The organism is Pseudomonas sp. R4-84, from assembly GCF_054130985.1.
Genome location: NZ_CP096390.1, coordinates 2822095 through 2843229 on the forward strand (window position 1 = coordinate 2822095; position 21135 = coordinate 2843229).

The following is a 21135-nucleotide window of genomic DNA, read 5'->3' on the forward strand; positions in this document are numbered from 1 at the left end:
TCGGACCAGGGGGGCGAGACCCGACCCTAGTCAGGCCAAAACCTCACTGGGAATCCCACCATGACAATAAAAACGCTCCCTGCCCTCTCGTCCCTGACCGTTGCCTTGCTGCTGGCCGGCAGCCTGTCCCTGGGCCCACAGGCCAACGCCGCCGTTACCTGGGAAGACATCGCCAACGATCACCTGACCACCAAGGACGTGTTGCAATACGGCATGGGCACCAACGCCCAGCGCTGGAGCCCGCTGGCCCAGGTCAACGACAAGAACGTCTTCAAGCTGACCCCGGCCTGGTCCTATTCCTTCGGCGACGAGAAGCAACGCGGCCAGGAATCCCAGGCCATCGTCAGCGACGGCGTGGTCTACGTCACCGGCTCGTACTCACGAGTGTTCGCCCTCGACGCCAGGACCGGCAAGCGCCTGTGGACCTACAACCACCGCCTGCCGGACAACATCCGCCCATGCTGCGACGTGGTTAACCGGGGCGCGGCCATCTATGGCGACAAGATCTACTTCGGCACGCTGGACGCCCGGGTCGTCGCCTTGGACAAAAACACTGGCAAGGTGGTGTGGAACAAGAAGTTCGGCGATCACGCCGGCGGCTACACCATGACCGGCGCCCCGGTGCTGATCAAGGACAAGACCAGCGGCAAGGTTTTGCTGATCCATGGCAGCTCCGGCGACGAGTTCGGCGTGGTCGGGCAATTGTTTGCCCGCGATCCGGACACCGGTGAAGAAGTCTGGATGCGCCCCTTCGTCGAAGGCCACATGGGGCGGCTAAACGGCAAGGACAGCACCCCGACCGGCGACGTCAAGGCGCCGTCCTGGCCCGACGACAAGACCACCGAGACCGGCAAGGTCGAGGCCTGGAGCCACGGCGGCGGCGCGCCCTGGCAAAGCGCCAGTTTCGATCCCGAGACGAACACCATCATCGTCGGCGCGGGCAACCCCGGCCCGTGGAACACCTGGGCGCGCACGGCGAAGGACGGCAATCCCCACGATTACGACAGCCTCTACACCTCCGGGCAGGTAGGCGTCGACCCCAGCACCGGTGAAGTGAAATGGTTCTACCAGCACACGCCCAACGATGCCTGGGACTTTTCCGGCAACAACGAACTGGTGCTGTTCGACTACAAGGACAAGGACGGCAAAATGGTCAAGGCCACCGCCCACGCCGACCGCAACGGCTTCTTCTACGTGGTGGACCGCAACAACGGCAAACTGCAGAACGCCTTTCCCTTTGTCGACAACATTACCTGGGCCAGCCACATCGACCTGAAGACTGGCCGCCCGGTGGAAAACCCTGGCCAGCGTCCGGCCAAGCCATTGCCCGGTGAAACCAAGGGCAAGCCGGTGGAAGTCTCACCGCCATTCCTCGGTGGCAAGAACTGGAACCCCATGGCTTACAGCCAGGACACCGGGCTGTTCTACGTACCGGGCAACCAGTGGAAAGAGGAGTACTGGACCGAGGAAGTCAGCTACAAGAAAGGCTCGGCTTACCTGGGCATGGGCTTTCGTATCAAGCGCATGTATGACGACCACGTCGGCAGCCTGCGAGCCATGAACCCCACCACCGGCAAGGTGGTGTGGGAGCACAAGGAGCCTCTGCCACTGTGGGCCGGTGTGCTGGCGACCAAGGGCAACCTGGTGTTCACCGGTACTGGCGATGGCTTCTTCAAGGCCTTCGACGCGAAAACCGGCAAAGAGCTGTGGAAGTTCCAGACCGGCAGCGGCATCGTCTCCCCGCCCGTCACTTGGGAGCAGGACGGCGAGCAATACATCGGCGTGACCGTTGGCTACGGCGGCGCCGTACCGTTGTGGGGCGGAGACATGGCCGAACTGACCAAGCCGGTGGCCCAGGGCGGTTCGTTCTGGGTGTTCAAGATTCCGAGTTGGGATAAGGCGACGGCGCAGAAATAACCTGAACCCAACTGGGTCCTGACCCACACCACCCCCTGTGGGAGCGAGCTTGCTCGCGATAGCGCAGTATCAGTCAACATCAATGCCGGCTGAACCACCGCCATCGCGAGCAAGCTCGCTCCCACAGTCAACATCGAGTTCCTGCCATGAAATTTTTGCCATTACTGCTTCTGTTCATCGGCGCCGTTGCCCATGCCGATGACCCCGACACCCCACTGACCCTAAACGGCTGCCTCATTGCCGAATCCAGCCAATGCCCCGGCGCTAACCTGCGGGGCGCCCACCTGGCCAACCAGGACCTGCGCAAGATGAACCTCGCCGGCGCGGATCTGCGCGACGCCGACCTGCGCCATGCCCGGCTGGACCTGGCGAATCTAGAGAAGGCCCAGCTACAGGGCGCCAACCTGAGTCGCGCGAGCCTGCAACAAAGCAACCTTCGCCTGGCGGACTTCAGCGGTGCCACGCTCAAGGCGATCCAGGGCTGGGGCCTGTTTGCCCAGGGCGCGCAGTTCCAGCGAGCCGACCTGACGGCCGCCTATCTCCAGTTCGCCCGCTTGTCCGGCGCCCGCCTGCACGACGCCAATCTGCAAGCCGCCGACCTGGAAATGGCGTGGCTGAGCAAAGCCGACCTCAAGGGCGCCGACTTGCGCGATGCCAACCTGCAAGAGGTCAAACTGGGCGAAAGCAACCTGGAACAGGCCAACCTGACGGGCTCGCGGCAGCATTACGGGAATTTCCAGGATGCGAATATGCAGGGGTGTGTCGGATGCCCAACGTCTTGGGAACAATGAAGCTCCCGTGGCGAGGGAGCTTGCTCCCGCTGGGGTGCGAAGCAGCCCCAATTTGTACGACTCAATTAACCTGACACACCGAGGCGCCGGCCTTGGGGGCGCTTCGCACCCCAGCGGGAGCAAGCTCCCTCGCCACAATTGGCCGGCATTTCAAGTCAGGGACTCACCCAGCCACCCGCACCACCCCCATATCGATCCCCAAATGCACCAACTCGGCATGGGAACTGACCTGCAACTTACTCTTGAGCAACGTCAGGTGGTTGGACACGGTCTTGGCGCTGATGCATAGCTGTTCGGCAATGGTGCGCGCGGGAGTGCCATTGGCGAGCATGACGAAGATCTCCAGCTCGCGCTGGGTCATCGATTGCAGGCGTGGATCGCTGTCGTGGCGGGTGGTGGCGCAGGCCAACTGAGTGGCCAGGGCCTGCTCGATGTAGGCATGGCCGGCCAGCACGCGCCGTACCGCCTCGATCAATACCTGCGGCGCCGAATTCTTGGTCAGGTAGCCCGCAGCGCCCGCGTCCAACGCCTGGCGAACCAACGGCAACTCGTCGTGCATGCTGAAGAACAGCACCCGCAGTTGCGGCAAGCGTTGACGCAGGCGCCGGGTGGTTTCCAGCCCGCTGATCCCCGGCAGGCCGAAGTCCATGATCACCAGGTTCGGCACTTGTTCCTGCACCTGGCTCAACGCCTCTTCGCCGCAGGCCGCTTCGCGCACCTGCAGCTGTGGCATCAAAGTCCGCAACAAGCTGGCGTAGCCCTGCCGAACCACGGCGTGGTCGTCCACCAACAAAATGTTCATGAGGCCTCCAAGGGAATATTCAAGGCCAGCGCCCAACCCGCCCCGGGCCGGCTGATGATGCGCAGCTCACCACCAAGGCTGCGCGCCCGTTCCGCCATCGAATGCAGGCCCACGCCGGCCCGGGAGGGCTGCTGGGCACCGCGTCCGTTATCGCGCACCCATAGCCGCAGGCGACCGGCGCGGTGCTGCATGCGGATCCGCACCTGGCTGGCGTCGGCATGCCGTGCGATGTTGGTCAGCGCTTCCTGCAACAGGCGGTACAACTGAGCCTTGTGCGATGCGGCCAATGGCGGCGGTGCTCCATCGACCCGTAACTGACAGGCGATGCCGTGGCTGTCCTGCCATTGCCGGGCCAACAATTCAATGGCCTCACCCAGCGGCAGATGCTGGAGCACGACCGGATACAAGTCGTTGACCAAGGCGCGAAAGCCTTGCTGCAAATGATCGCAGTGTTCTTCCAATTCGTTGGCGGTCTGCTCCAGCACGGGCGGCTGATGAATCACCAGGCGCAACAAACAGGCCCTCGCGCGAATACCTGCCACGTACTGGCCCAAATCGTCGTGCAAGGTTTGCGCGAGGGACCTGCGCTCCTGCTCCTGGACGGCCAGCAACGCCTGGGTCAGCCGCGCATTGTCGGCCCGAGTCTGGGCCAGGGCGGCGGTCATGCGGTTGAAATGCGCCGCCAATTGCTGGGCTTCCGATAGGCCCTCGGGCCGCAGATGCACTTGCAGGTCGCCGCTGGACACCTGGTGCAACGCCTGTAGCAACTCGTCCAGCAGGCGCATGCCCCGGCGCACCGCCCAGCGGATCGCCAGCAGGCTGAGCAGCAACGCCATCGCGCAAACGCCAAGCAACTGCACCAGGGAATCGAAGATTTCATCGACTTCGTCACCGGGGTCGACGGCAATCCAGGCCCGACGACCGTCCTGCAACTCGACGATCTGGGCGGCAGGCCCTTGGGCCAGGAGTCGACGCCCCAACCAGGCGTTCAAGCCAGGCTCCTGTGCCGGCGCGTTTTCGCCGGGCGCCAACCAGCGCACCCGAACGTGACGCAGGCTGCCGGTGAGCCGCGACTGGAGGCTGGCCGGGTCGCGCTGGGCAGTCTCGCGCAGGTAATGCACCACCGACTCGGCCGATTGCAGTTCGCGTCGCACATCCACCGTGGTCTGGTGCAACAGCAGCGTTGCGCAGGCCAGGGTGACCAGGGCGAAGAACGCCGTGACCCAGAGGTTGATGCGCCAGAGGGCAGACATGGTCAGTGCTCCGCCTCCTGTCTCGCACCGATCCCCTGTGGGAGCGAGCCTGCTCGCCATAGCGGTGGTTCAGCCAGCCTCAATATTGGACGTGCCGCTGCCATCGCGAGCAGGCTCGCTCCCACAGGGGCCGTGGCGCGTCGATCCACGCCGATCAAGCTAAGGATCAGTATCAACGGCAACAGCAGCGTCTTGAGTACCCGCATGACCTGTCCGCTCCCCTGATGAATGACAATTGGAAGCATCCTAAGACCCCGGCGCGCGGACCGAGCTACTACCTTGGTACTGGCCCAGCGGTACTTTCTGCATATTTCCCCGGGATCACGGCCTTCCTATGCTGGCGCTACCCGCAATGGAGGACGTCATGCGCTGGCTTGTCAGTTACGCCCTGATCTACCTGTTGGCCGCATCGACCGCCCAGGCCAGCGATGCCGCGCCGTTGCAGGTGCGCATCGGCTACCTGGGTTACCGTCCCGACCCCGGCCCGCTGCTGTCCAACGTCATCGCTGAACCCACCGATGCCGGATTGCGCGGCGCCGAACTGGCGATCATCGACAGCAACAGCACCGGGCGATTTCTCAAGCACGACTACCGTCTCGAAAGCGCTAACGTCGACAATTCCCAAGCACTGCTGGAGGCCGCCCGTGCCCAGCATGAACAGGGCCTGCGTTTGTTCGTGGTGAATGCGCCAGGCGAAAGCCTGCGCCAACTCAGCGCCGCCCTGCCCGACAGCCTGCTCTTCAACGCCGGCAGCCCCGACGACAGCCTGCGCACCAGCGGCTGCCTGAGCAACGTGCTGCACACCCTGCCCGACCGCGCAACACTGGCCGACGCCTTGATCCAGTTCAGCGTCGTGCGCAAATGGCAGCGGGCCTTGCTGATCGTCGGCCAGGCACCCGAAGACCAGGCCTACGCCGCTGCATTGCGCCGGGCCATGAAACGCTTCGGCATGAAGATCGTCGCTGAGAAACCTTGGCAATTCGATAACGACCAGCGCCGCAGCGCTCAGGCCGATATGCCGCTGTTCACCCAGGCCGCCGAGTACGACGTGGTGCTGGTAGCCGATGAGCGCGGCGACTTCGGCGAATACGTGCCCTATCAGACCTGGCTCCCGCGCCCGGTCGCAGGGACCCAGGGACTGACGCCCACCGGTTGGCACAAGACCGTCGAGACATACGGCGCGGCGCAGTTGCAAAAGCGCTTCGAAGCCTTGGCCGGCCGCTGGATGAACGACCGCGACTTCGCCGCCTGGATCGCCGTGCGCAGTATCGCCGCCGCCGTGAGCAAGCTGCGCCAGGACGAGCCATTCGCCATTCGCCAACTGGCCCTTGGCGACGAGCTGCCGCTGGATGGATTCAAGGGCCGCAAGCTCAGCTACCGGCCCTGGAATGGTCAACTGCGCCAACCGATTCCCCTGGTTCAGCCTCGGGCCTTGGTCAGCACGTCGCCTCAGGACGGTTTTCTCCACCCGTCCAACGAAATGGACAGCCTGGGCTTCGACCGGCCCGAAGTGAGCTGTCGCTACCCCTGATCGATCACAACAATAAGGAAAACGCCATGCGCCGCCCCCTGCTCAACCCGGCTCTGCTTTGCCAAGCCCTCGCCCTGGGCGCCTCGCTGCTCCTTGCCGGTCCCGCTGCCGCCAGTATCGCCTGGGTCTCCAACGAAAAAGACAACAGCCTCAGCCTGATCGACCTGCAGAGCCTGGAAGTCGTCGATACCTTGCCGGTAGGCCAGCGCCCGCGAGGCTTGTTGTTGTCCCATGACAACCGCCTGCTGTACATCTGCGCCAGCGATTCGGACCGCGTCCAGGTGATGGACGTCGCCACTCGCAAGATCATCAAGGAGCTGCCCTCCGGCAAGGATCCGGAGCAATTCGCCCTGCACCCCAACGACCGCTGGCTCTACGTTTCCAACGAGGACGATGCGCTGGTCACAGTGATCGACACCCATACCTCCGAAGTGCTGGGCCAGATCGGCGTCGGCGTCGAGCCCGAAGGCATGGCCGTCAGCCCCGACGGCAAGTGGGCGGTCAACACCAGCGAAACCACCAACATGCTGCACTGGATCGACACCAGCACCCAGACCCTGGCCGACAACACCTTGGTGGACCAGCGGCCGCGTTTCGTCGAGTTCAATCGCGACGGCACGCAACTCTGGGCCTCGGCGGAGATCGGCGGGACGCTGACCATCCTCGACGTTGCCTCGCGCCAGGTGCTCAAGACTCTGACCTTCCAGATCAAGGGCGTGCACCCGGACAAGGTGCAGCCAGTGGGCATCAAGCTCAGCGCCGACGGCAAGCTGGCATTCGTCGCCCTGGGCCCGGCTAACCATGTGGCAGTGATCGATGCCAAGACTTTCGAGGTGCTGGATTACCTGCTGGTGGGCCGACGCGTCTGGCAGCTGGCGTTCACCCCGGACCAGAAGCAACTGCTGGCAACCAATGGAGTCAGCGGCGACGTCTCGGTGATCGACGTGCAGAGCCGCAAGGTGCTCAAGTCGGTGAAAGTCGGCCGCTATCCCTGGGGCGTGGTGGTGACGCCATGAACGCCTTGGAGGTCAGCGACCTGAGTTTCGCCTATGGTGCGCGGCAAGCCCTGCGCCAGATCAGCTTCAGCGTACCGGCCGGACGCTTCGCCGCCCTCCTCGGACCGAACGGCGCTGGGAAGTCGACGCTGATTGCGTTGCTGACGCGTCTGTACGATGTTCAGCGCGGCGAGATCCGCGTCGGCGGTCATTCATTGCGCACGTCACCGCACCAGGCGTTGCGCCAGTTGGGCGTGGTGTTCCAGCAAAGCACGCTCGACCTGGACCTGAGCGTCGAGCAGAACCTGCGTTATCACCTCGCGCTGCATGGCTTTTGCCGGCGCCAGGCCGATGCCCGGATTGAAGCCGAACTGGCCCGCCAGCAATTGGCCGAACGACGTCACGAGCGGGTGCGCCACCTCAATGGCGGACACCGGCGCCGGGTGGAAATCGCCCGGGCCCTGCTCCACGAACCGCGCTTGCTGCTGCTGGACGAGCCGAGCGTCGGGCTCGATCCGGCCAGCCGCCAGGCTTTGGGGCAACACATTCGCCAACTGTGTCGCGGACAGGACATCAGCGTGCTCTGGGCCACGCACCTGTTGGACGAAGTGCAGCCCAGTGATGACCTGCTGATCGTGCATCAGGGCCGGCTGGTCGCCAGCGGACGGGCCGAGGACGTGAGCGAGGAACACGGCGGCAGTCTCGGCTCGGCCTTTCATCGATTGACCGCCTCGGGAGTTGCCGCATGAACGCGTATTGGCAATGTTTCCTTGGCATCGTGATGCGCGAATGGCTGCGCTTCGTCTTGCAACGCACGCGATTGCTCAGCGCACTGGTGCGACCGTTGTTGTGGCTGCTGGTGTTCGCCGCCGGCTTCCGGGCGGCGCTGGGCATCGCCATCATCGCGCCCTACGACACTTACATCCCCTATGAGGTGTACATCGTGCCGGGGCTGGCCTGCATGATCCTGTTGTTCAATGGCATGCAAGGCTCGCTGTCGATGGTCTATGACCGCGAAATGGGCAGCATGCGCGTCCTGCTGACCAGCCCCCTGCCCCGGGCCTTTTTGCTGGCGAGCAAATTGCTCGCAACCTCGCTGATCTCGCTCTTGCAGGTCTACGCCTTCCTCGCCATCGCCTGGCTCTACGGTGTCCAGCCGCCAGCCATGGGCGTGCTGGCGGCATTGCCGGCCTTGCTTTTGGTGGCGCTGATGCTCAGTGCCCTGGGCCTGTTGTTGTCCAACGCGATCCGCCAGCTGGAGAACTTCGCCGGGGTGATGAACTTCGTCATCTTCCCGATGTTTTTCCTGTCTTCGGCGCTGTACCCGTTGTGGAAAATGCTCGAAGCCAGCCCCTGGTTGTACTGGCTGTGCGCGGTGAACCCCTTCACCCATGGCGTGGAGCTGGTGCGGTTCGCGTTGTATGGGCAATTCAACCTGGTGGCGATGGCGGTGTGCGTGGCGTTGACGCTGGTGTTCGCAGCGCTGGCGGTGTGGACATTCAATCCGCAGCATGCGGCGTTGCGCAGGGCCAGCTGACCCTTAAATACCCACAGGAATAGGAAATTACTACTTTAGTACCGGTTTTCCTGTCTATGGTCGCATTCACAAGACCTCGACCCTGGCATGTAATGGGCGCATAACAAAAAGGATAAATCCCATGCCCCGTTTGCTGGCCATCGTCTTGCTGGGCCTGTCGCTGAATGTCGCCCAGGCCGACACTGCGTTGTTTTCGGCGCAGGGCTATCGCATTACCCAATACCGCAGCCCCACGCCCGCCTCCGCCCAGGGCGCGCAAACCGTCGACACCGAAGGCTTGCAGCGCCTGCTTGGGCAAACGCCCGCCCCGGTGTTGATCGACGTGTACCGTCGTCCATGGGTCCAGGGGCGCTTCATCGACACCGAGCCCCACGCCAACCTCCCCGGCAGCCTATGGCTGGCCAATACGGGCGATGGTGAGCTGGAGGGGAACTGGCAAGATTACTTCACCTCCCACCTACGCAAGGCCACCGACGGGCGCCTGGACCAACCCTTGGTCTTTTACTGCCGCTCCGATTGCTGGTTGAGCTGGAACGCGGTAAAACGCGCCGCGTCCATGGGCTATAAACATTTGTATTGGTACCGCGACGGCGTCGACGCCTGGGAGGCGGCCAACCTGCCCTTGCAAGCGGCCCGCCCCGAACCTTTTCCCTGATGCAGCGCCCTGCGTGCAATTGCCCCAACACGACAATAACGAGGTGAATGGCCATGTATAAAATCCTGATAGCCGACGATCACCCACTGTTTCGCGAAGCCATCCACAACGTCATCAGCGACGGGTTCGCCGGTAGCGAGGTGATGGAAACCGCCGACCTGGACAGCGCCCTGGCGCTGACCCGCGAACACGACGACCTGGATTTGATCCTGCTGGACTTGAACATGCCCGGCATGCACGGCCTCAACGGCCTGATCAACCTGCGCAACGAAGCGCCGACCATCCCCGTGGTGATCGTGTCCGCCGAACAGGACAAGCAAATCGTTCTGCAGGCCATCACCTATGGCGCGGTGGGTTTCATCACCAAGTCTTCACCTCGCTCGCAAATGACCGACGCCATCGAGCAGATCCTCAATGGCAACGTGTACTTGCCGCCGGACATCATCCGCACCCAGAAGAGCCCCACGGGCCGCCGCTTGAACGAAACCCCGGCGTTCCCGCCCGAACTGCTCCAGGCCCTGACGCGCAAGCAACTGCTGGTACTCGAACGCATGACCAAGGGCGAGTCGAACAAGCAGATCGCCTACACGCTGGACATCGCCGAAACCACGGTCAAGGCCCACGTCTCGGCGATCCTGCGCAAGCTCAACGTGCATAACCGGGTGCAGGCGATTCTCAGCGCGGGGGATATTGATTTCGGGGCTTATTTGCGGCGTTGAACGGCTGAACACTAACGGGACACTGTGGCGAGGGAGCTTGCTCCCGCTGGGGCGCGAAGCGGCCCCAAACCCAGGCACCTCGGTGTGTCAGGCTTGTTCAGGATGGGGCTGCTCTGCAGCCCAGCGGGAGCAAGCTCCCTCGCCACAAAAGCGGTTCGACTCATCGGCTGGTTGTTTGGCCCAGCAAGTGACTCATCGCAATCTTCAGTTTCATCGGCCGCACCGGCTTGTGCATCAGTGTGTGCCCGAGCTCGCGGATCTGCTGTTTGAGTTCATTGCTGTAATTGGCGGTGATCATCATGGCCGGGATCGGTGAGGCACGGCAGGCGTTGATCCGGGCCACGGCGTCCACGCCGTTCTGGTCGTGATCCAGGTGGTAATCGGCGATCAGCAGGTCGGCTTCGGCACGGTAGCCGTCCACTTGCCGCGCCAGGTCCTGTTCCGACAGCGCAGTCACCACGAGGCAGCCCCAACCTTCGAGCAAGGTACGCATGCCGGCGCAGATCGCTCCATCATTATCCAGCACCCAGACCCGCGCCCCGCGCAGGCGTTCAAGCATGGGCTCGCTCATGTCCAGGCACGGCAGCGGCTTGGGCGCGGTGGCGCTGAGGGGCACCTCAATGGCGAATACCGAGCCTTTGCCCGGCCATGAGCGCACCCGGATCCGGTGCCCAAGTATCCTGGCGATCTTCTCGACAATCGCCAGCCCCAGGCCCAAGCCTCGATCCTGGTCCGGACGCTGGACATCACCGCGCTTGAACTCCTGGAAAATCTCCTCCAGGCGATCCTGGGCGATGCCGATGCCAGAATCCCAGACCTCGATCGAAACACGATTGCCAAGGCGTCGGCATCCCAGCAGAACCCGCCCGTTCGGGGTGTAGCGCAGCGCATTGCTCAGCAGGTTCCGCAGGATCCGCGCCAACAGTTGGATGTCACTGCGCACCAGCACCGAACAAGGTACGAAACACAATTCAAGACCCTCGCTGCGCGCCACTTGGCGATATTCGGCCGCCAGGTTGTCGAGTAACTCACTCAAGGCGAACGGCGCCACGTCGGCCTTGATCACGCCGGCATCGAGCTTGGAGATATCCACCAGGGTGCCCAACAGGTTTTCCACGTCCTGCAGCGAATTGCTCACGTTGCGCACGAGGTGCGCGTTCGCCACCGGCTCGCGGCGCTCCAGCAAGGCGCTGGTGAACAGCCGCGCGGCGTTCAACGGTTGCAGCAGGTCATGGCTGACCGCCGCGAGGAATTTGGTTTTTGACAGGTTGGCCCGCTCGGCCTCGCGCTTGGCTTCGCGCAAGCGCAGTTCCACCCGGCTGCGCTCATCGATCTCGCGCAGCAACTGGTCGTTGAGGCTGGTCAGTTCAGCGGTGCGCTCCTGCACGCGCTGCTCCAGGTTTTGATAGGCCTGGTGCAACGCCTCGGCGGTGCGACGGCGCTCGGTGATGTCGCGGATCAGCACGAAGATCCCCACCACTTCGCCGTTGGCCAGCACGTTGGGCACATAGGAGCGCAACATGTAGCGCTCCTGGTTGTTGATGTTGGTCTCGGCGAATTCGAACGTCACGCTCTCGCCCGCCAGCGCCCGGGCCACGTAGGCTTCCAAGCGCTGATAGTGCTGCTCGCTGTGGGCTTCTCGCAGGCTCTGGCCGAGCATCACGCCACGGGGCCAGCAATACCATTGCTCGTAGACCTTGTTGGTGAACTCATAGACCAGATCGGCGTTGAGATAGGCGATCAGCGCCGGAACGTGGTCGGTGATCAGGCGGATCCAGCGCTCGCTCTCGCTCAACGCCTCGGCGTGCTGGTAGCGTTCGGTGATGTCGGTGAAGGTGTTGACGTAGCCACCGGTGGGCAGTGGATGGGTGCGGATCTCCAGGACTCGGCCATCGGACAGCCGTTGCTCACACTCCTGGATCAGCCGGCCATTGCCATCGCGACTGGTCGGTGTGAGCAGTTGCAGCTCGCTGTCGGCGATGACCTCGTTGAACGGCCGATGGGCCGCTACCGGTGCCAGGCCACTGAGCTCCAGGAAGCGCCGGTTCCACAGTTCCAGCACGCCTTGAGCGTTGACCATCGCCACGCCCTGGGACAGGTTGTCCACGGCGCGCTGCAACAGATGGGATTTCTGCGCGATGGCCTGTTCCCGGCGCACGGTTTCACTGAGTTTGACGTCGGTGATATCGGTGAAGAGAATCACCCGGCCGCCTTCCTGGGTCGGCCGCTCACTGACTTGCAGCCAGCGCCCGTTCTGCAATCGGTACAGCACCGGTTCGTCGGGCTGGCCGCGGGTTTCTTCGCTGAACAAGCCGTTGGCGGTCATCAAACGCTTGACCTCGGCAAGGCGCATCCCCGCGATGATCCGCACCCGGCTGTGGGCCCAGAACGCCTTGAAACGGCTGTTGAACAGGACGATGCGCTGTTGCGCGTCGAACAGCACGAAGGCATCGGAAATACTCTCGATCGCGTCGATCAAATGCCGATGGGCCGTTTCCGCCCGCAACCGCGCTTCGCCGAGCAAATGGTTGCCGGCCTTCAACTCGGCCATGGCTTGGTTCAAGGCGTCGGTACGCTCACGCACCTGTTCGGCCAGCACCACCGAATGCTGGAAGGCTGCGTATGGGTCGCTGCCGCGCGTCACGCCGGATTCCACCCGCTCGATCAGCGCTTCATTGATGCGCCGCAGCTTGCGGTTCTCATGCTCCAGGGCGGCGAGCTGCGCCTGCAGTTCAGCGATGGTCGGGGACGCGATGGCGGGCAATGGCAACTCCGGTGAACGTCTGGTTGATGTGCATGCCATTGAATTGCTCTCCATAGGTGTTGAACCCCATCACCCGATGTTCACGCAGGAACTGGCCGATCTGTTCCAGGCCGTCGCGATCTTCCAGCTCCAGGCGTCGAAGGAAACAGTCGCAGCCCAGGGTCAGCAGCAAGTCCCCGAGGCGCGCCTGCAAACCATCGAACAGATCTTGCAGGTTGTGCAGCAACGGCCCCGGGCTCATGGCGGTGAGGACGATGCCGTTCTCCACCGCGCAATAGAAACTCAGGCTCAGGTCCGAATGGACCTGCTGGATCGCTCGCACGTAGTACTGGTCGTTGATGCGCACGGCCAATGGATGGGCAGCGAAGACCCGGTAATCCAGCGCGTTTACCGGCACGCCAATGTGCCGTGCGTATTCTTCGGCCGCAGGCTCGGCGTTTAGCTCGTAGACCCTGCGCGTGGCGCTGTCGGCGCCGGTCACCACCAGTTTTTCCTGCCGGGGCAGGATGTGGTGGGTGGTAAACACTTCGAACTCCAGCCAAGTATTGATCAACACCACCACGGCCGCGCCGCTGTGGAATTGACCTTCAAAGTAGACGTGGGTATGGGTCAGGTAATTGTCATCCCCGGCCGAGCCGCCGAAATGCGGGATGTCCCCCAGGGCGGCGCTCAAGGCTGCCAGCACCATCTCCTCGCGGCTGGACAAACCGTCGAGCAAGGTCAAGGCGAAGCTGTGGCCCTTGATCGGCGCCAAGGCGTTGCTGCGGCAACCACTGGCCAGGCGCTCGACCATCTGCTGGGCATCGATCAGGCTGAAGTGCTCCATTTCGCCGATCAGTTCGGCAGCGATGGAAAAATGCCGGTGGTCGAAACCCACCGCCGTCACGCAGTTGCGGCCGTAACCTTGTGGCGTGATTTCCCCCGCGCTGGTGCATCCCACCAGCCGGATCCCGCCAAAGCTGCGCGAAAGCGCGTGGCCCAGGGCCGGCAGATTGTATTCGGCGGAACAAAAAAACAGCACGAACCCCAGGTACGGGTGCAACAACTGTCGCGCCAGCTCCTGGGCCACTTGCTCGACGTCCGTTGCCTGGGACATGGCGCTGACCACGCCCTCGCTCTGGGCCTGCTGCATCTGCGCCTCCGACGGTGCGTGATAGAGCCTTGAGTGTACGAATCGACGCCCGGCCCACGAATGCTACTTGGGTAGCGGATGGACGCTTCCATGGGATGAGAACCGTGGCGGCCCCAGCCGCGATGCGCACGGTTGGGACCGCCAAGAAAACCTTGTTGACGTGGATCGCTTCTGTGGCGAGGGAGCTTGCTCCCTCGCCACAGGGTTGAGTAGTCCTTACCAGGTCAACACCGCCCCCACCGCGAAGGTATCGGTGTCTTCGTTCTGCGCGCTGGTGTCATGGCCGTTGATTTCGAACTGGTTGTATTCGGCGACGAGCTTGAGGTTATCGTTGATGTCGTGGAACAGCGCGACACCGCGAGTCTCATAGTCGGCGCCGCTGCCGACCACGCCGTTTCCGTCGTCCTCGGTCTTGCCATAGGACAGCGCCAGGCGGTTCTTGCCCAACTTGTAGGAGCCCTGCAAGAGGTAGCCCTTGCTGTCGACATTGCGCAACGTGGCCTCGCCGGCATTGTTTGTGAAGAACGGGTTGATACCCTTGGCCTGAAACCCCGAGCCGGTGAGCGACAGCCCACCCATCTTCGCCTGCACCCCATAACCCAAACCTTTGGACGTGACCGACTCGACGCTGGAGTCGGTGTTGTCGGAAGTCTGGTAGCTGCCGTTCAGCCAGCTGTAGATCTTCGCTGCGCCCAGGTCGAACTGATAAGTAACCTCGCTCTCTGTGCGAGGGTTCTCCTGGTAGGCCTTGCCGGTGGCGCTGCTGTCGTTGGTGTCCACCGGGTCCATGATGCCCACCGCCACGCGCAACCCGTCCATCACGGGGGTGCGGTAGGTGATTTGCGACGTCGGGAACGGGTACGGATAACCGCTGCCGATATTGCCGAACGAGACGCCGCCGCCGTCCACCAGCCCCAAGGTGTCGCTGACCTGGCCATAACCGGCCAGCAGCTCATCGAGCAGGATGTTGGAACGGGCGAACAGGCCGAAGTCCTTGCCGATCAGCACTTCGCCCCACTCCGGGTTGGCGACGGTGCCGTAGAACTGGCGCACGTCGATGGCAGTGTCGGTGCCGTTGGTTTCGCTGTCGTTGATGGTCACCCAGAACGACGCCCGGGCGCCGAGCTTGAGGTCATCGACCTGCTTGCCCATGTTGAAGCCCAGGTAGTTGGGCAAGAAGCCCATCTTGACCCGCGACTGGCGGCGGTCGAACTGTTCGCCGGCACGGTCCACGTCGCTGTTGACGTAGAAAGCGTTGATGTAGCCGTCGGTGGAAAAGGTCGTCTGGTCCTTGTCGTACAGCATGATTTCGGCGTGGGCCCAAGGCATCGGGGCGAGGGTCGAGAGGCCTGCGATGATCGCAGGCAAAAAACGCAGGCAGGTATTTTTATTGTTGTGCATGGCGCGCTCCGCAACAGGGGACGGGATGTCGGAGGCGATTATCGAAAGGCACCCGGGCGCGTCATACGCTGCCTTGGATGTGATTGGCGGCTGCTTTGGCAGCGCAGGCCCGGCGCGGCAGTTTGTGTGTAAGACCCGGATGCCGCCGGGCGCGGTACTTTGGGTGTGGGCCGGTGGGTGGGTAGGATCAACTCGTTGTGCAGTGGTACCGAGTCGTCTGGTTTGGGGCTGCTGCGCAGCCCAGCGGGAGCAAGCTCCCTCGCCACAAAGCCGAGTACGACTTCGTTCCCGAATACAAGGTGATCCCGTGGCGAGGGAGCTTGCTCCCGCTGGGCTTGCGCAGCAGGCCCCCTCGCCTTCAGCTCAGAACCTCGGCTTGACGGTCTTCCAATCCGGCCGATAGCGCCGCATCTGCCGCACGTCATCGCGCTGGCGAATGCCGCAGCTCAGGAACTGCTCGTGCAGCTTGCCCAATTGATCGCGGTCAAGCTCCAACCCCAGGCCCGGCGCCCGGGTGATCTTCACGCAGCCGTCGACAAACGGAAGCTTGCCACCCTTGATCACTTCTTCATCCGGTTCCTGCCATGGGTAATGCGTGTCGCAGGCGTAATCCAGGTTCGGCACCGAAGCCGCCACGTGGGCCATGGCCATGAGGCTGATGCCCAAGTGCGAATTGGAATGCATGGAAACCCCCAGGCCAAAGGTGTCGCACATTTTCGCCAGTACCTGGGTGTCCCGCAGCCCGCCCCAATAATGGTGGTCGGCCAGGACGATCTGCACGCTGTCCTGGGCCACGCTTCGGCGGAACTCGTCAAAATCGGTGACCACCATGTTGGTCGCCAGCGGCAGGCCAGTGCGCTTGTGCAGCTCGGCCATGCCCTCCAGGCCAGGCGTCGGGTCTTCGTAATACTGAAGGTCGTCCCCTAGCAGCTCAGCCATGCGGATCGAGGTTTCCAGCGACCAGTTGCCGTTGGGATCGATGCGCAGCGGAAAGCCAGGAAACGCTTTTTTCAACGCCTTGATGCAGGCCACTTCATGCTCCGGCTCCAGGGCGCCGGCCTTGAGCTTGATGCTTTTGAACCCGTATTCCTCGATCATCCGCCGTGCCTGGGCGACGATCTGCTGCTCGTTCAGCGCTTCGCCCCAGTTGTCCGCAGGATATGGCGAGTCGATGTGCTCGGCATATTTGAAAAACAGGTATGCGCTGAACGGCACTTCATCGCGAATCGCACCGCCCAACAGGTCCACCAGCGGCACGTTCAGGTAATGCGCCTGCAAGTCCAGGCAGGCCACCTCGAAGGCCGAATAGGCATTGCTCACCGCTTTGCTCGCATGGGAGCCCGGCGCCAGTTCCGCCCCGGCAACGCTGGCCGGCTTGTGGGCCGCCACGGTGGCCTGAACGATGGCCCGCAACTGGTTGAGGTTGAACGGGTCCATGCCGACCAGTTGGTCCTGGACCTGTTGCTGGATCGCCAGGGCCGGCGCATCGCCGTAGCTCTCGCCGAGGCCGATGTAGCCGTTGTCGCTTTCAATCTCGATGATCGAGCGCAGCGCAAAGGGCTCATGGATGCCGCTGGCGTTAAGCAGCGGGGGGTCGCGGAAAGCGATGGGGGTGACGGTGACGCGTTTGATTTTCATGCAGCGGCTCCGGAAGGTGTGCGCGTCGATGATGGACGCCGCTGATTGTTCCCGTCTAATCTAACCTGGCACTTGATTGATACCAGGATTGAATCAATGTTTGACCTGGCCCAACTGCGCTGCTTCACCACCGTGGCGACCGAACTCAACTTCCGTCGCGCCGCCGAACGCCTGAACATGACCCAACCACCCTTGAGCCGGCAGATCCAATTGCTGGAGCATCACCTGGGCGTCGAACTGTTCACCCGCAGCACCCGCAGCGTCGCCCTCACCGCCGCCGGCCGGGCGTTCTTCATCGAGGCGCAGAACCTGTTGCAACAGGCGCAGCAGGCAGCAGTGGCCGCCAAGCGCTTTGCCCAGGGCCATATCGGTTCGGTCACCATCAGCTTCGTCGGCAGCGCGGTGTATGAATTCCTGCCAAAGGTGATCGCCGAAGCGCGGCTCAAGCAACCGCAGGTGAAGATCGTCCTGTCGGAGATGAACACCTACCAACAACACGAAGCCCTGCGCGCCCGGCGCATCGACCTGGGCATCGTCCGCTCGCCGCTGCTGGAAACCGGCTACGCCACTGAGTGCCTGGTGCGCGAGCCGTTTGTCCTGGCCGTGCCTGCGGGCCACCCGCTGGCCAACGCCGAGTCTGTCAGCGTGCAGGACCTGGATGGACAGCCGTTCCTGATGTACGCCCACTCTGCCTACCCGCCCTTCAACGAACTGCTCACCGGCATGCTGCGCTCGGCCCGTGTCGCCCCGCAGTTCGTGCAATGGCTGGGGTCTTCGCTGACCATCCTGGCGCTGGTCAACGCCGGCATGGGCCTGGCACTGGTGCCGCGTTGCGCGACCAGCGTGGCGTTCAGGCAGGTGGTGTTTCGCGAGATCGATCTGGGTGAAGGGGTGCAAAGTGAGCTGCATCTGGTTTGGCGGGAGGATAACGACAATCCGGCGTTTACGATGTTGCTGGAGGGGATTCGAGGGGCGGTTCGGGAGGGACTGTAGGCAAATCGCGGATCAATACCGTGTGCCCTTGTGGAGAGGACGCTTGCTCCCTCCCCACGTTGGCCGTGCCCTATTCCAGTCTACCGTAACAAGTTGTACGATGACCGACGAGCCCTAGACGCTCGAATTCCCGATACTTACAAAAACAAGGAAAAAACCCATGAAAAAAGCATCATTGCTGATCGGTTTCGTTTGCCTCTTCAGCGGCTACGTCGCAGCCGCCGCACCGGCCGAAAAAGAAGTGGCCGAAGCTGTCGACCACCTGACCCAGGCCATGCTTCACAAAGACATCCCCCAACTCCAGGCCCTTGCCGCCGAGAACCTGACCTACGGCCACTCCAGCGGCAATATCCAGGACAAAAAAGCCTTCATCGCCGACATCGAAACCGGCAAGAGCGCATTCAAGACCCTGGAAATGAAAAATCAGAAAATCACCCTTTCTGGCGACGTGGCCCTGGTACGCAACCACTTCTCCGCCCAGGCGCTCAAGGGCACCGAAGTGGTCCCGACCGAAATCGAAAACTTCCAGATTTGGCAAAAACAGAACGGCAAATGGCTGCTGATTGGTCGTCAGGCATTCCGGTTCTGATAAGGGGCTGGGCCGGGAATCTCTGCGGCAAACGCATTATTTGAGCTTATGGTGATCCATTGTGGCGAGGGGATTTATCCCCTCGCCACAGATCACAATCACCTCAAGTCGCGGCCCACTGCTCCCGGTACTGCAACAGAAAATCCACAAACGCCCGCACCCGCTGCGGCACGTACCGGCCATGGGGATACAGCAACGTGAACGGGCGCGAACGCCCCGCGAACGGTGTCAGCACTTCCACCAATTGCCCGTCCGCCAACTCTGTTTCAACGATGAATCGATAGGTCTGGAACAGCCCGGCGCCATGCTTGGCCAGCGTTACCCCGCCCAACACGTCGTCGGAACAGCAATACCCACCCTGCCCGAACACTTCCTTCTCCTTGCCCTCGACGTTGAACAACCAAGAGATACGACGACCACTGCTGGGCAGCTCGAATTGGATGCACTCGTGCAATTGCAGGTCTTCCAGCGTTTGCGGCGTGCCTACCCTGCGCAAGTAATCCGGGGACGCGACCACCGCCAGTTTCGCATCTTCCAGCAACCGGGCGATCATCGAGGAGTCCGGCTGGGCCCGAACACGGATGGCGAGGTCATAACCTTCGGCGACAAAATCGATGTTGCGGTTGCTCAAGTGGACATCAACGGTGACTTGCGGGTATTGCGCGCGAAACGCCGGCAGCAGTGGCAGGATGCGGTGATGGCCGTAAGTCGTCGGCACGCTGATGCGCAGTTGCCCGGATGGCACGGATTGCGCCCCCATGACTTCCTGTTGCGCCTCGACCAATTGCGTCAATGCCTGACGGCATTGCTCGAAAAAAGTCCTGCCGGCGTCGGTCAGGCGGATGCTGCGGGTGGTGCGCACAAACAGGCGCGAACCCAGGCGCTCTTCCAACCGAAAAATCGAGCGGCTCACCGCCGCTGGGGTCACGCCCGCCACCTGCGCCGCCGCCGTGAAACTGCCCGCCTCCGCCGCCAGACAGAAAAGCTCGATGCTGCCCAACTGCAAGTCTTCGAAGTGCCGCTTCATGATTCATTACACCGCGTATCAACTGAAGATTCCCGATGCCTGTTTATCAGGCCGTGGCGTATAAATACAGTGGTCCCTCGATTGCGCTGGTTCTTCCCGCGCCTATTCTCGTCAACTGGAGTGCAGCATGCCTTTCGTCAATGTACGTATCACCCGCGACGGCGTTACCCGCGAACAGAAAGCCCAGGTGATTAGCGAAATCACCGAAACCCTGCAGCGCGTGTTGGGCAAGGACCCGCACCTGACCCATATCGTTATCGAGGAAGTCGATACCGATAACTGGGGTTATGCCGGCATGACGACGACGGAGTATCGAAGCAAACCCAAGGAGTAAGGCTTCGCCCTACCGAGCCCGGTCCGAATGACCGGGCTTTTTTCTGCCTGCCGAGTCGCTATCCCTGTGGGAGCGAGCTTGCTCGCGATAGCGGCGGGTCAGCCAGCCCACATGTGATTGATCTAATGCCATCGCGAGCAAGCTCGCTCCCACAGGGTGTAGCGTAGGTTCGATTGATTGATTACACCAAGTATCAACTCAAGTACCAGAACCCCCATTTATCAAACCCAAGCGCATCAATACCCTGATCACAACCAACGCCCAGACAGGCGCAGCGGTTCCTACTCAACGTGATCAGGAGTCAACATCATGAGCAATCAGAAAACCGTCATCATCACCGGCGCGTCCAGCGGCATTGGCCTTGGCTTGGTCAAGGCGTTCCTGGCTCGCGGCTATAACGTAGTGGGCAATGCCCGTTCCCAGTCGGGCCTGGACGATGCGGCCGGCCAGTTGGGCCATCCAGCGAGCTTCATCGGCGTGGCCGGAGACATTGCCGATCCGGCGACCTCTACCGCCCTTGTCGGCAAAGCCATCGCGGCGTTTGGCGCGGTTGATGGGCTGGTCAACAACGCCGGTTTTTTCCTGCCCAAACCCTTTGTCGAATACAGCCCGCAGGACCTGGAATCGCTGCTGGACACCAATCTCAAAGGGCTCGTCTACGCCAGCCAGGCCGCAGCCGCGCACATGATCGATCGCCAGCAGGGTTTCATCATCAACATTTCCGCCTCGGTGGCCTTGCAACCGAACATCCAGGTGCCGGCAGCACTGCCAGTGTTGATCAAGGGCGGCGTCAACCAGATGACCCGCGCCCTGGCCCTGGAGTTGTCGCCTTTCAACATCAAGGTCAACGCCGTGGCGCCCGGTATCATCGACACGCCGATGCATGACCCGGCGCACCGCGACTTCCTCAACAACCTGGCGCCGGCCGGTCGGGTGGGCACCATCGAAGAGATCGCCGAAGCCGTGTTGTACCTGGCGGGTGCCGACTTCACGACTGGCGCGGTCCTGCCGGTGGACGGCGGCATGAGCACCGGCAAATGGTGAAAAACAAAAACCC

General features: G+C 62.5%; 19 protein-coding genes. 12 read left to right on the forward strand and 7 right to left on the reverse strand.

All coding sequences use genetic code 11. From position 1 onward, the window contains the following. Positions 1-60 precede the first annotated feature (60 nt). Both exaA and M1D68_RS12860 read left to right on the forward strand, forming a co-directional pair. A complete protein-coding gene (exaA, locus tag M1D68_RS12855) occupies positions 61-1917 on the forward strand; it encodes a quinoprotein ethanol dehydrogenase (RefSeq protein WP_434558886.1) in 1857 nt (618 codons plus the stop codon). 146 nt (positions 1918-2063) lie between these two features. Then, positions 2064-2708 (forward strand): pentapeptide repeat-containing protein, encoded by a 645-nt coding sequence (locus tag M1D68_RS12860; protein ID WP_434676508.1) that lies wholly within the window; start codon positions 2064-2066, stop codon positions 2706-2708. Between the two features lie 163 nt (positions 2709-2871). Here the strand turns inward: M1D68_RS12860 and M1D68_RS12865 are convergent, their stop codons facing one another. Both M1D68_RS12865 and M1D68_RS12870 read right to left on the reverse strand, forming a co-directional pair. Beyond that, positions 2872-3510 (reverse strand): response regulator, encoded by a 639-nt coding sequence (locus M1D68_RS12865; protein ID WP_434605787.1) that lies wholly within the window; start codon positions 3508-3510, stop codon positions 2872-2874. Then, positions 3507-4763, reverse strand: coding sequence for a histidine kinase (locus M1D68_RS12870; protein ID WP_457966902.1), 1257 nt, complete (start codon positions 4761-4763; stop codon positions 3507-3509). Before M1D68_RS12870 ends, M1D68_RS12865 begins: the two co-directional genes overlap by 4 nt. A 364-nt stretch (positions 4764-5127) precedes the next feature. Between M1D68_RS12870 and M1D68_RS12875 the strand changes: the two genes are divergently transcribed. The 6 genes from M1D68_RS12875 (at position 5128) to M1D68_RS12900 (ending at position 10200) form a co-directional block, all read left to right on the forward strand. Further along, positions 5128-6294 carry an ABC transporter substrate-binding protein gene (locus M1D68_RS12875; protein ID WP_457966904.1) on the forward strand — a complete coding sequence of 389 codons (1167 nt, stop codon included), beginning with the start codon at positions 5128-5130 and terminating at the stop codon, positions 6292-6294. A 26-nt stretch (positions 6295-6320) separates the two neighbouring features. Further along, positions 6321-7310, forward strand: a complete 990-nt coding sequence (locus M1D68_RS12880; RefSeq protein ID WP_434605795.1) for a YVTN family beta-propeller repeat protein — start codon at positions 6321-6323, stop codon at positions 7308-7310. Beyond that, positions 7307-8038 carry an ABC transporter ATP-binding protein gene (locus M1D68_RS12885; RefSeq protein ID WP_457966906.1) on the forward strand — a complete coding sequence of 244 codons (732 nt, stop codon included), beginning with the start codon at positions 7307-7309 and terminating at the stop codon, positions 8036-8038. The genes M1D68_RS12880 and M1D68_RS12885 overlap by 4 nt, the downstream gene beginning before the upstream one ends. After that, on the forward strand, positions 8035-8826 hold the full coding sequence (locus M1D68_RS12890; protein WP_457966908.1) for an ABC transporter permease: 792 nt from the start codon (positions 8035-8037) through the stop codon (positions 8824-8826). Before M1D68_RS12885 ends, M1D68_RS12890 begins: the two co-directional genes overlap by 4 nt. Before the next feature lie 121 nt (positions 8827-8947). Further along, positions 8948-9481: a PQQ-dependent catabolism-associated CXXCW motif protein gene (locus M1D68_RS12895; RefSeq protein WP_457966910.1), complete on the forward strand. Its 534-nt coding sequence runs from the start codon at positions 8948-8950 to the stop codon at positions 9479-9481. Between the two features lie 53 nt (positions 9482-9534). Further along, complete coding sequence (locus M1D68_RS12900; RefSeq protein ID WP_039588789.1) at positions 9535-10200, forward strand: response regulator transcription factor; 666 nt, start codon at positions 9535-9537, stop codon at positions 10198-10200. A 160-nt stretch (positions 10201-10360) separates the two neighbouring features. Here M1D68_RS12900 and nahK read toward each other — a convergent pair whose 3' ends face one another. The 4 genes from nahK to M1D68_RS12920 all read right to left on the reverse strand — a co-directional run bounded on the left by nahK (position 10361) and on the right by M1D68_RS12920 (position 17135). Further along, positions 10361-13003, reverse strand: coding sequence for a hybrid sensor histidine kinase/response regulator NahK/ErcS' (gene nahK, locus M1D68_RS12905; RefSeq protein WP_457966912.1), 2643 nt, complete (start codon positions 13001-13003; stop codon positions 10361-10363). Beyond that, positions 12933-14096 (reverse strand): nitric oxide-sensing protein NosP, encoded by a 1164-nt coding sequence (gene nosP / locus M1D68_RS12910; protein ID WP_420763879.1) that lies wholly within the window; start codon positions 14094-14096, stop codon positions 12933-12935. Before nosP ends, nahK begins: the two co-directional genes overlap by 71 nt. 216 nt (positions 14097-14312) lie before the next feature. Then, complete coding sequence (locus M1D68_RS12915) at positions 14313-15497, reverse strand: porin (RefSeq protein ID WP_457966914.1); 1185 nt, start codon at positions 15495-15497, stop codon at positions 14313-14315. Positions 15498-15860: 363 nt separating this feature from the next. Beyond that, the gene (locus M1D68_RS12920) at positions 15861-17135 is read right to left on the reverse strand and encodes a glucarate dehydratase family protein (RefSeq protein ID WP_434558906.1); all 1275 of its coding nucleotides are present in this window, start codon (positions 17133-17135) and stop codon (positions 15861-15863) included. Positions 17136-17231: 96 nt separating this feature from the next. Between M1D68_RS12920 and M1D68_RS12925 the strand changes: the two genes are divergently transcribed. Together M1D68_RS12925 and M1D68_RS12930 are read left to right on the forward strand one after the other, a co-directional pair. Next, positions 17232-18128: a LysR substrate-binding domain-containing protein gene (locus tag M1D68_RS12925; RefSeq protein WP_457966916.1), complete on the forward strand. Its 897-nt coding sequence runs from the start codon at positions 17232-17234 to the stop codon at positions 18126-18128. A gap of 160 nt (positions 18129-18288) precedes the next feature. Further along, positions 18289-18717 carry a nuclear transport factor 2 family protein gene (locus M1D68_RS12930; protein ID WP_420763875.1) on the forward strand — a complete coding sequence of 143 codons (429 nt, stop codon included), beginning with the start codon at positions 18289-18291 and terminating at the stop codon, positions 18715-18717. Positions 18718-18820: 103 nt separating this feature from the next. Here the strand turns inward: M1D68_RS12930 and M1D68_RS12935 are convergent, their stop codons facing one another. After that, positions 18821-19744, reverse strand: a complete 924-nt coding sequence (locus M1D68_RS12935; protein ID WP_434558908.1) for a LysR family transcriptional regulator — start codon at positions 19742-19744, stop codon at positions 18821-18823. Positions 19745-19871: 127 nt separating this feature from the next. Between M1D68_RS12935 and M1D68_RS12940 the strand changes: the two genes are divergently transcribed. Continuing rightward, positions 19872-20078, forward strand: coding sequence for a tautomerase family protein (locus M1D68_RS12940; RefSeq protein ID WP_030140737.1), 207 nt, complete (start codon positions 19872-19874; stop codon positions 20076-20078). Between the two features lie 309 nt (positions 20079-20387). Next, positions 20388-21122 carry an SDR family NAD(P)-dependent oxidoreductase gene (locus M1D68_RS12945; protein WP_434558910.1) on the forward strand — a complete coding sequence of 245 codons (735 nt, stop codon included), beginning with the start codon at positions 20388-20390 and terminating at the stop codon, positions 21120-21122. Positions 21123-21135 lie beyond the last annotated feature (13 nt).

What these genes read in the sequence shown, in the direction of transcription:
- M1D68_RS12895 (WP_457966910.1), top strand. Translation starts at nt 8,948, where the DNA reads ATGCCCCGTTTGCTGGCCATCGTCTTGCTGGGCCTGTCGCTGAATGTC.
- M1D68_RS12915 (WP_457966914.1), bottom strand. Translation starts at nt 15,497, where the DNA reads ATGCACAACAATAAAAATACCTGCCTGCGTTTTTTGCCTGCGATCATC.
- nosP (WP_420763879.1), bottom strand. Translation starts at nt 14,096, where the DNA reads ATGCAGCAGGCCCAGAGCGAGGGCGTGGTCAGCGCCATGTCCCAGGCA.
- M1D68_RS12860 (WP_434676508.1), top strand. Translation starts at nt 2,064, where the DNA reads ATGAAATTTTTGCCATTACTGCTTCTGTTCATCGGCGCCGTTGCCCAT.
- M1D68_RS12870 (WP_457966902.1), bottom strand. Translation starts at nt 4,763, where the DNA reads ATGTCTGCCCTCTGGCGCATCAACCTCTGGGTCACGGCGTTCTTCGCC.
- M1D68_RS12920 (WP_434558906.1), bottom strand. Translation starts at nt 17,135, where the DNA reads ATGAAAATCAAACGCGTCACCGTCACCCCCATCGCTTTCCGCGACCCC.
- M1D68_RS12900 (WP_039588789.1), top strand. Translation starts at nt 9,535, where the DNA reads ATGTATAAAATCCTGATAGCCGACGATCACCCACTGTTTCGCGAAGCC.
- M1D68_RS12880 (WP_434605795.1), top strand. Translation starts at nt 6,321, where the DNA reads ATGCGCCGCCCCCTGCTCAACCCGGCTCTGCTTTGCCAAGCCCTCGCC.
- M1D68_RS12885 (WP_457966906.1), top strand. Translation starts at nt 7,307, where the DNA reads ATGAACGCCTTGGAGGTCAGCGACCTGAGTTTCGCCTATGGTGCGCGG.
- M1D68_RS12935 (WP_434558908.1), bottom strand. Translation starts at nt 19,744, where the DNA reads ATGAAGCGGCACTTCGAAGACTTGCAGTTGGGCAGCATCGAGCTTTTC.
- M1D68_RS12940 (WP_030140737.1), top strand. Translation starts at nt 19,872, where the DNA reads ATGCCTTTCGTCAATGTACGTATCACCCGCGACGGCGTTACCCGCGAA.
- M1D68_RS12945 (WP_434558910.1), top strand. Translation starts at nt 20,388, where the DNA reads ATGAGCAATCAGAAAACCGTCATCATCACCGGCGCGTCCAGCGGCATT.
- M1D68_RS12865 (WP_434605787.1), bottom strand. Translation starts at nt 3,510, where the DNA reads ATGAACATTTTGTTGGTGGACGACCACGCCGTGGTTCGGCAGGGCTAC.
- M1D68_RS12925 (WP_457966916.1), top strand. Translation starts at nt 17,232, where the DNA reads ATGTTTGACCTGGCCCAACTGCGCTGCTTCACCACCGTGGCGACCGAA.
- M1D68_RS12930 (WP_420763875.1), top strand. Translation starts at nt 18,289, where the DNA reads ATGAAAAAAGCATCATTGCTGATCGGTTTCGTTTGCCTCTTCAGCGGC.
- exaA (WP_434558886.1), top strand. Translation starts at nt 61, where the DNA reads ATGACAATAAAAACGCTCCCTGCCCTCTCGTCCCTGACCGTTGCCTTG.
- M1D68_RS12875 (WP_457966904.1), top strand. Translation starts at nt 5,128, where the DNA reads ATGCGCTGGCTTGTCAGTTACGCCCTGATCTACCTGTTGGCCGCATCG.
- nahK (WP_457966912.1), bottom strand. Translation starts at nt 13,003, where the DNA reads ATGGCATGCACATCAACCAGACGTTCACCGGAGTTGCCATTGCCCGCC.
- M1D68_RS12890 (WP_457966908.1), top strand. Translation starts at nt 8,035, where the DNA reads ATGAACGCGTATTGGCAATGTTTCCTTGGCATCGTGATGCGCGAATGG.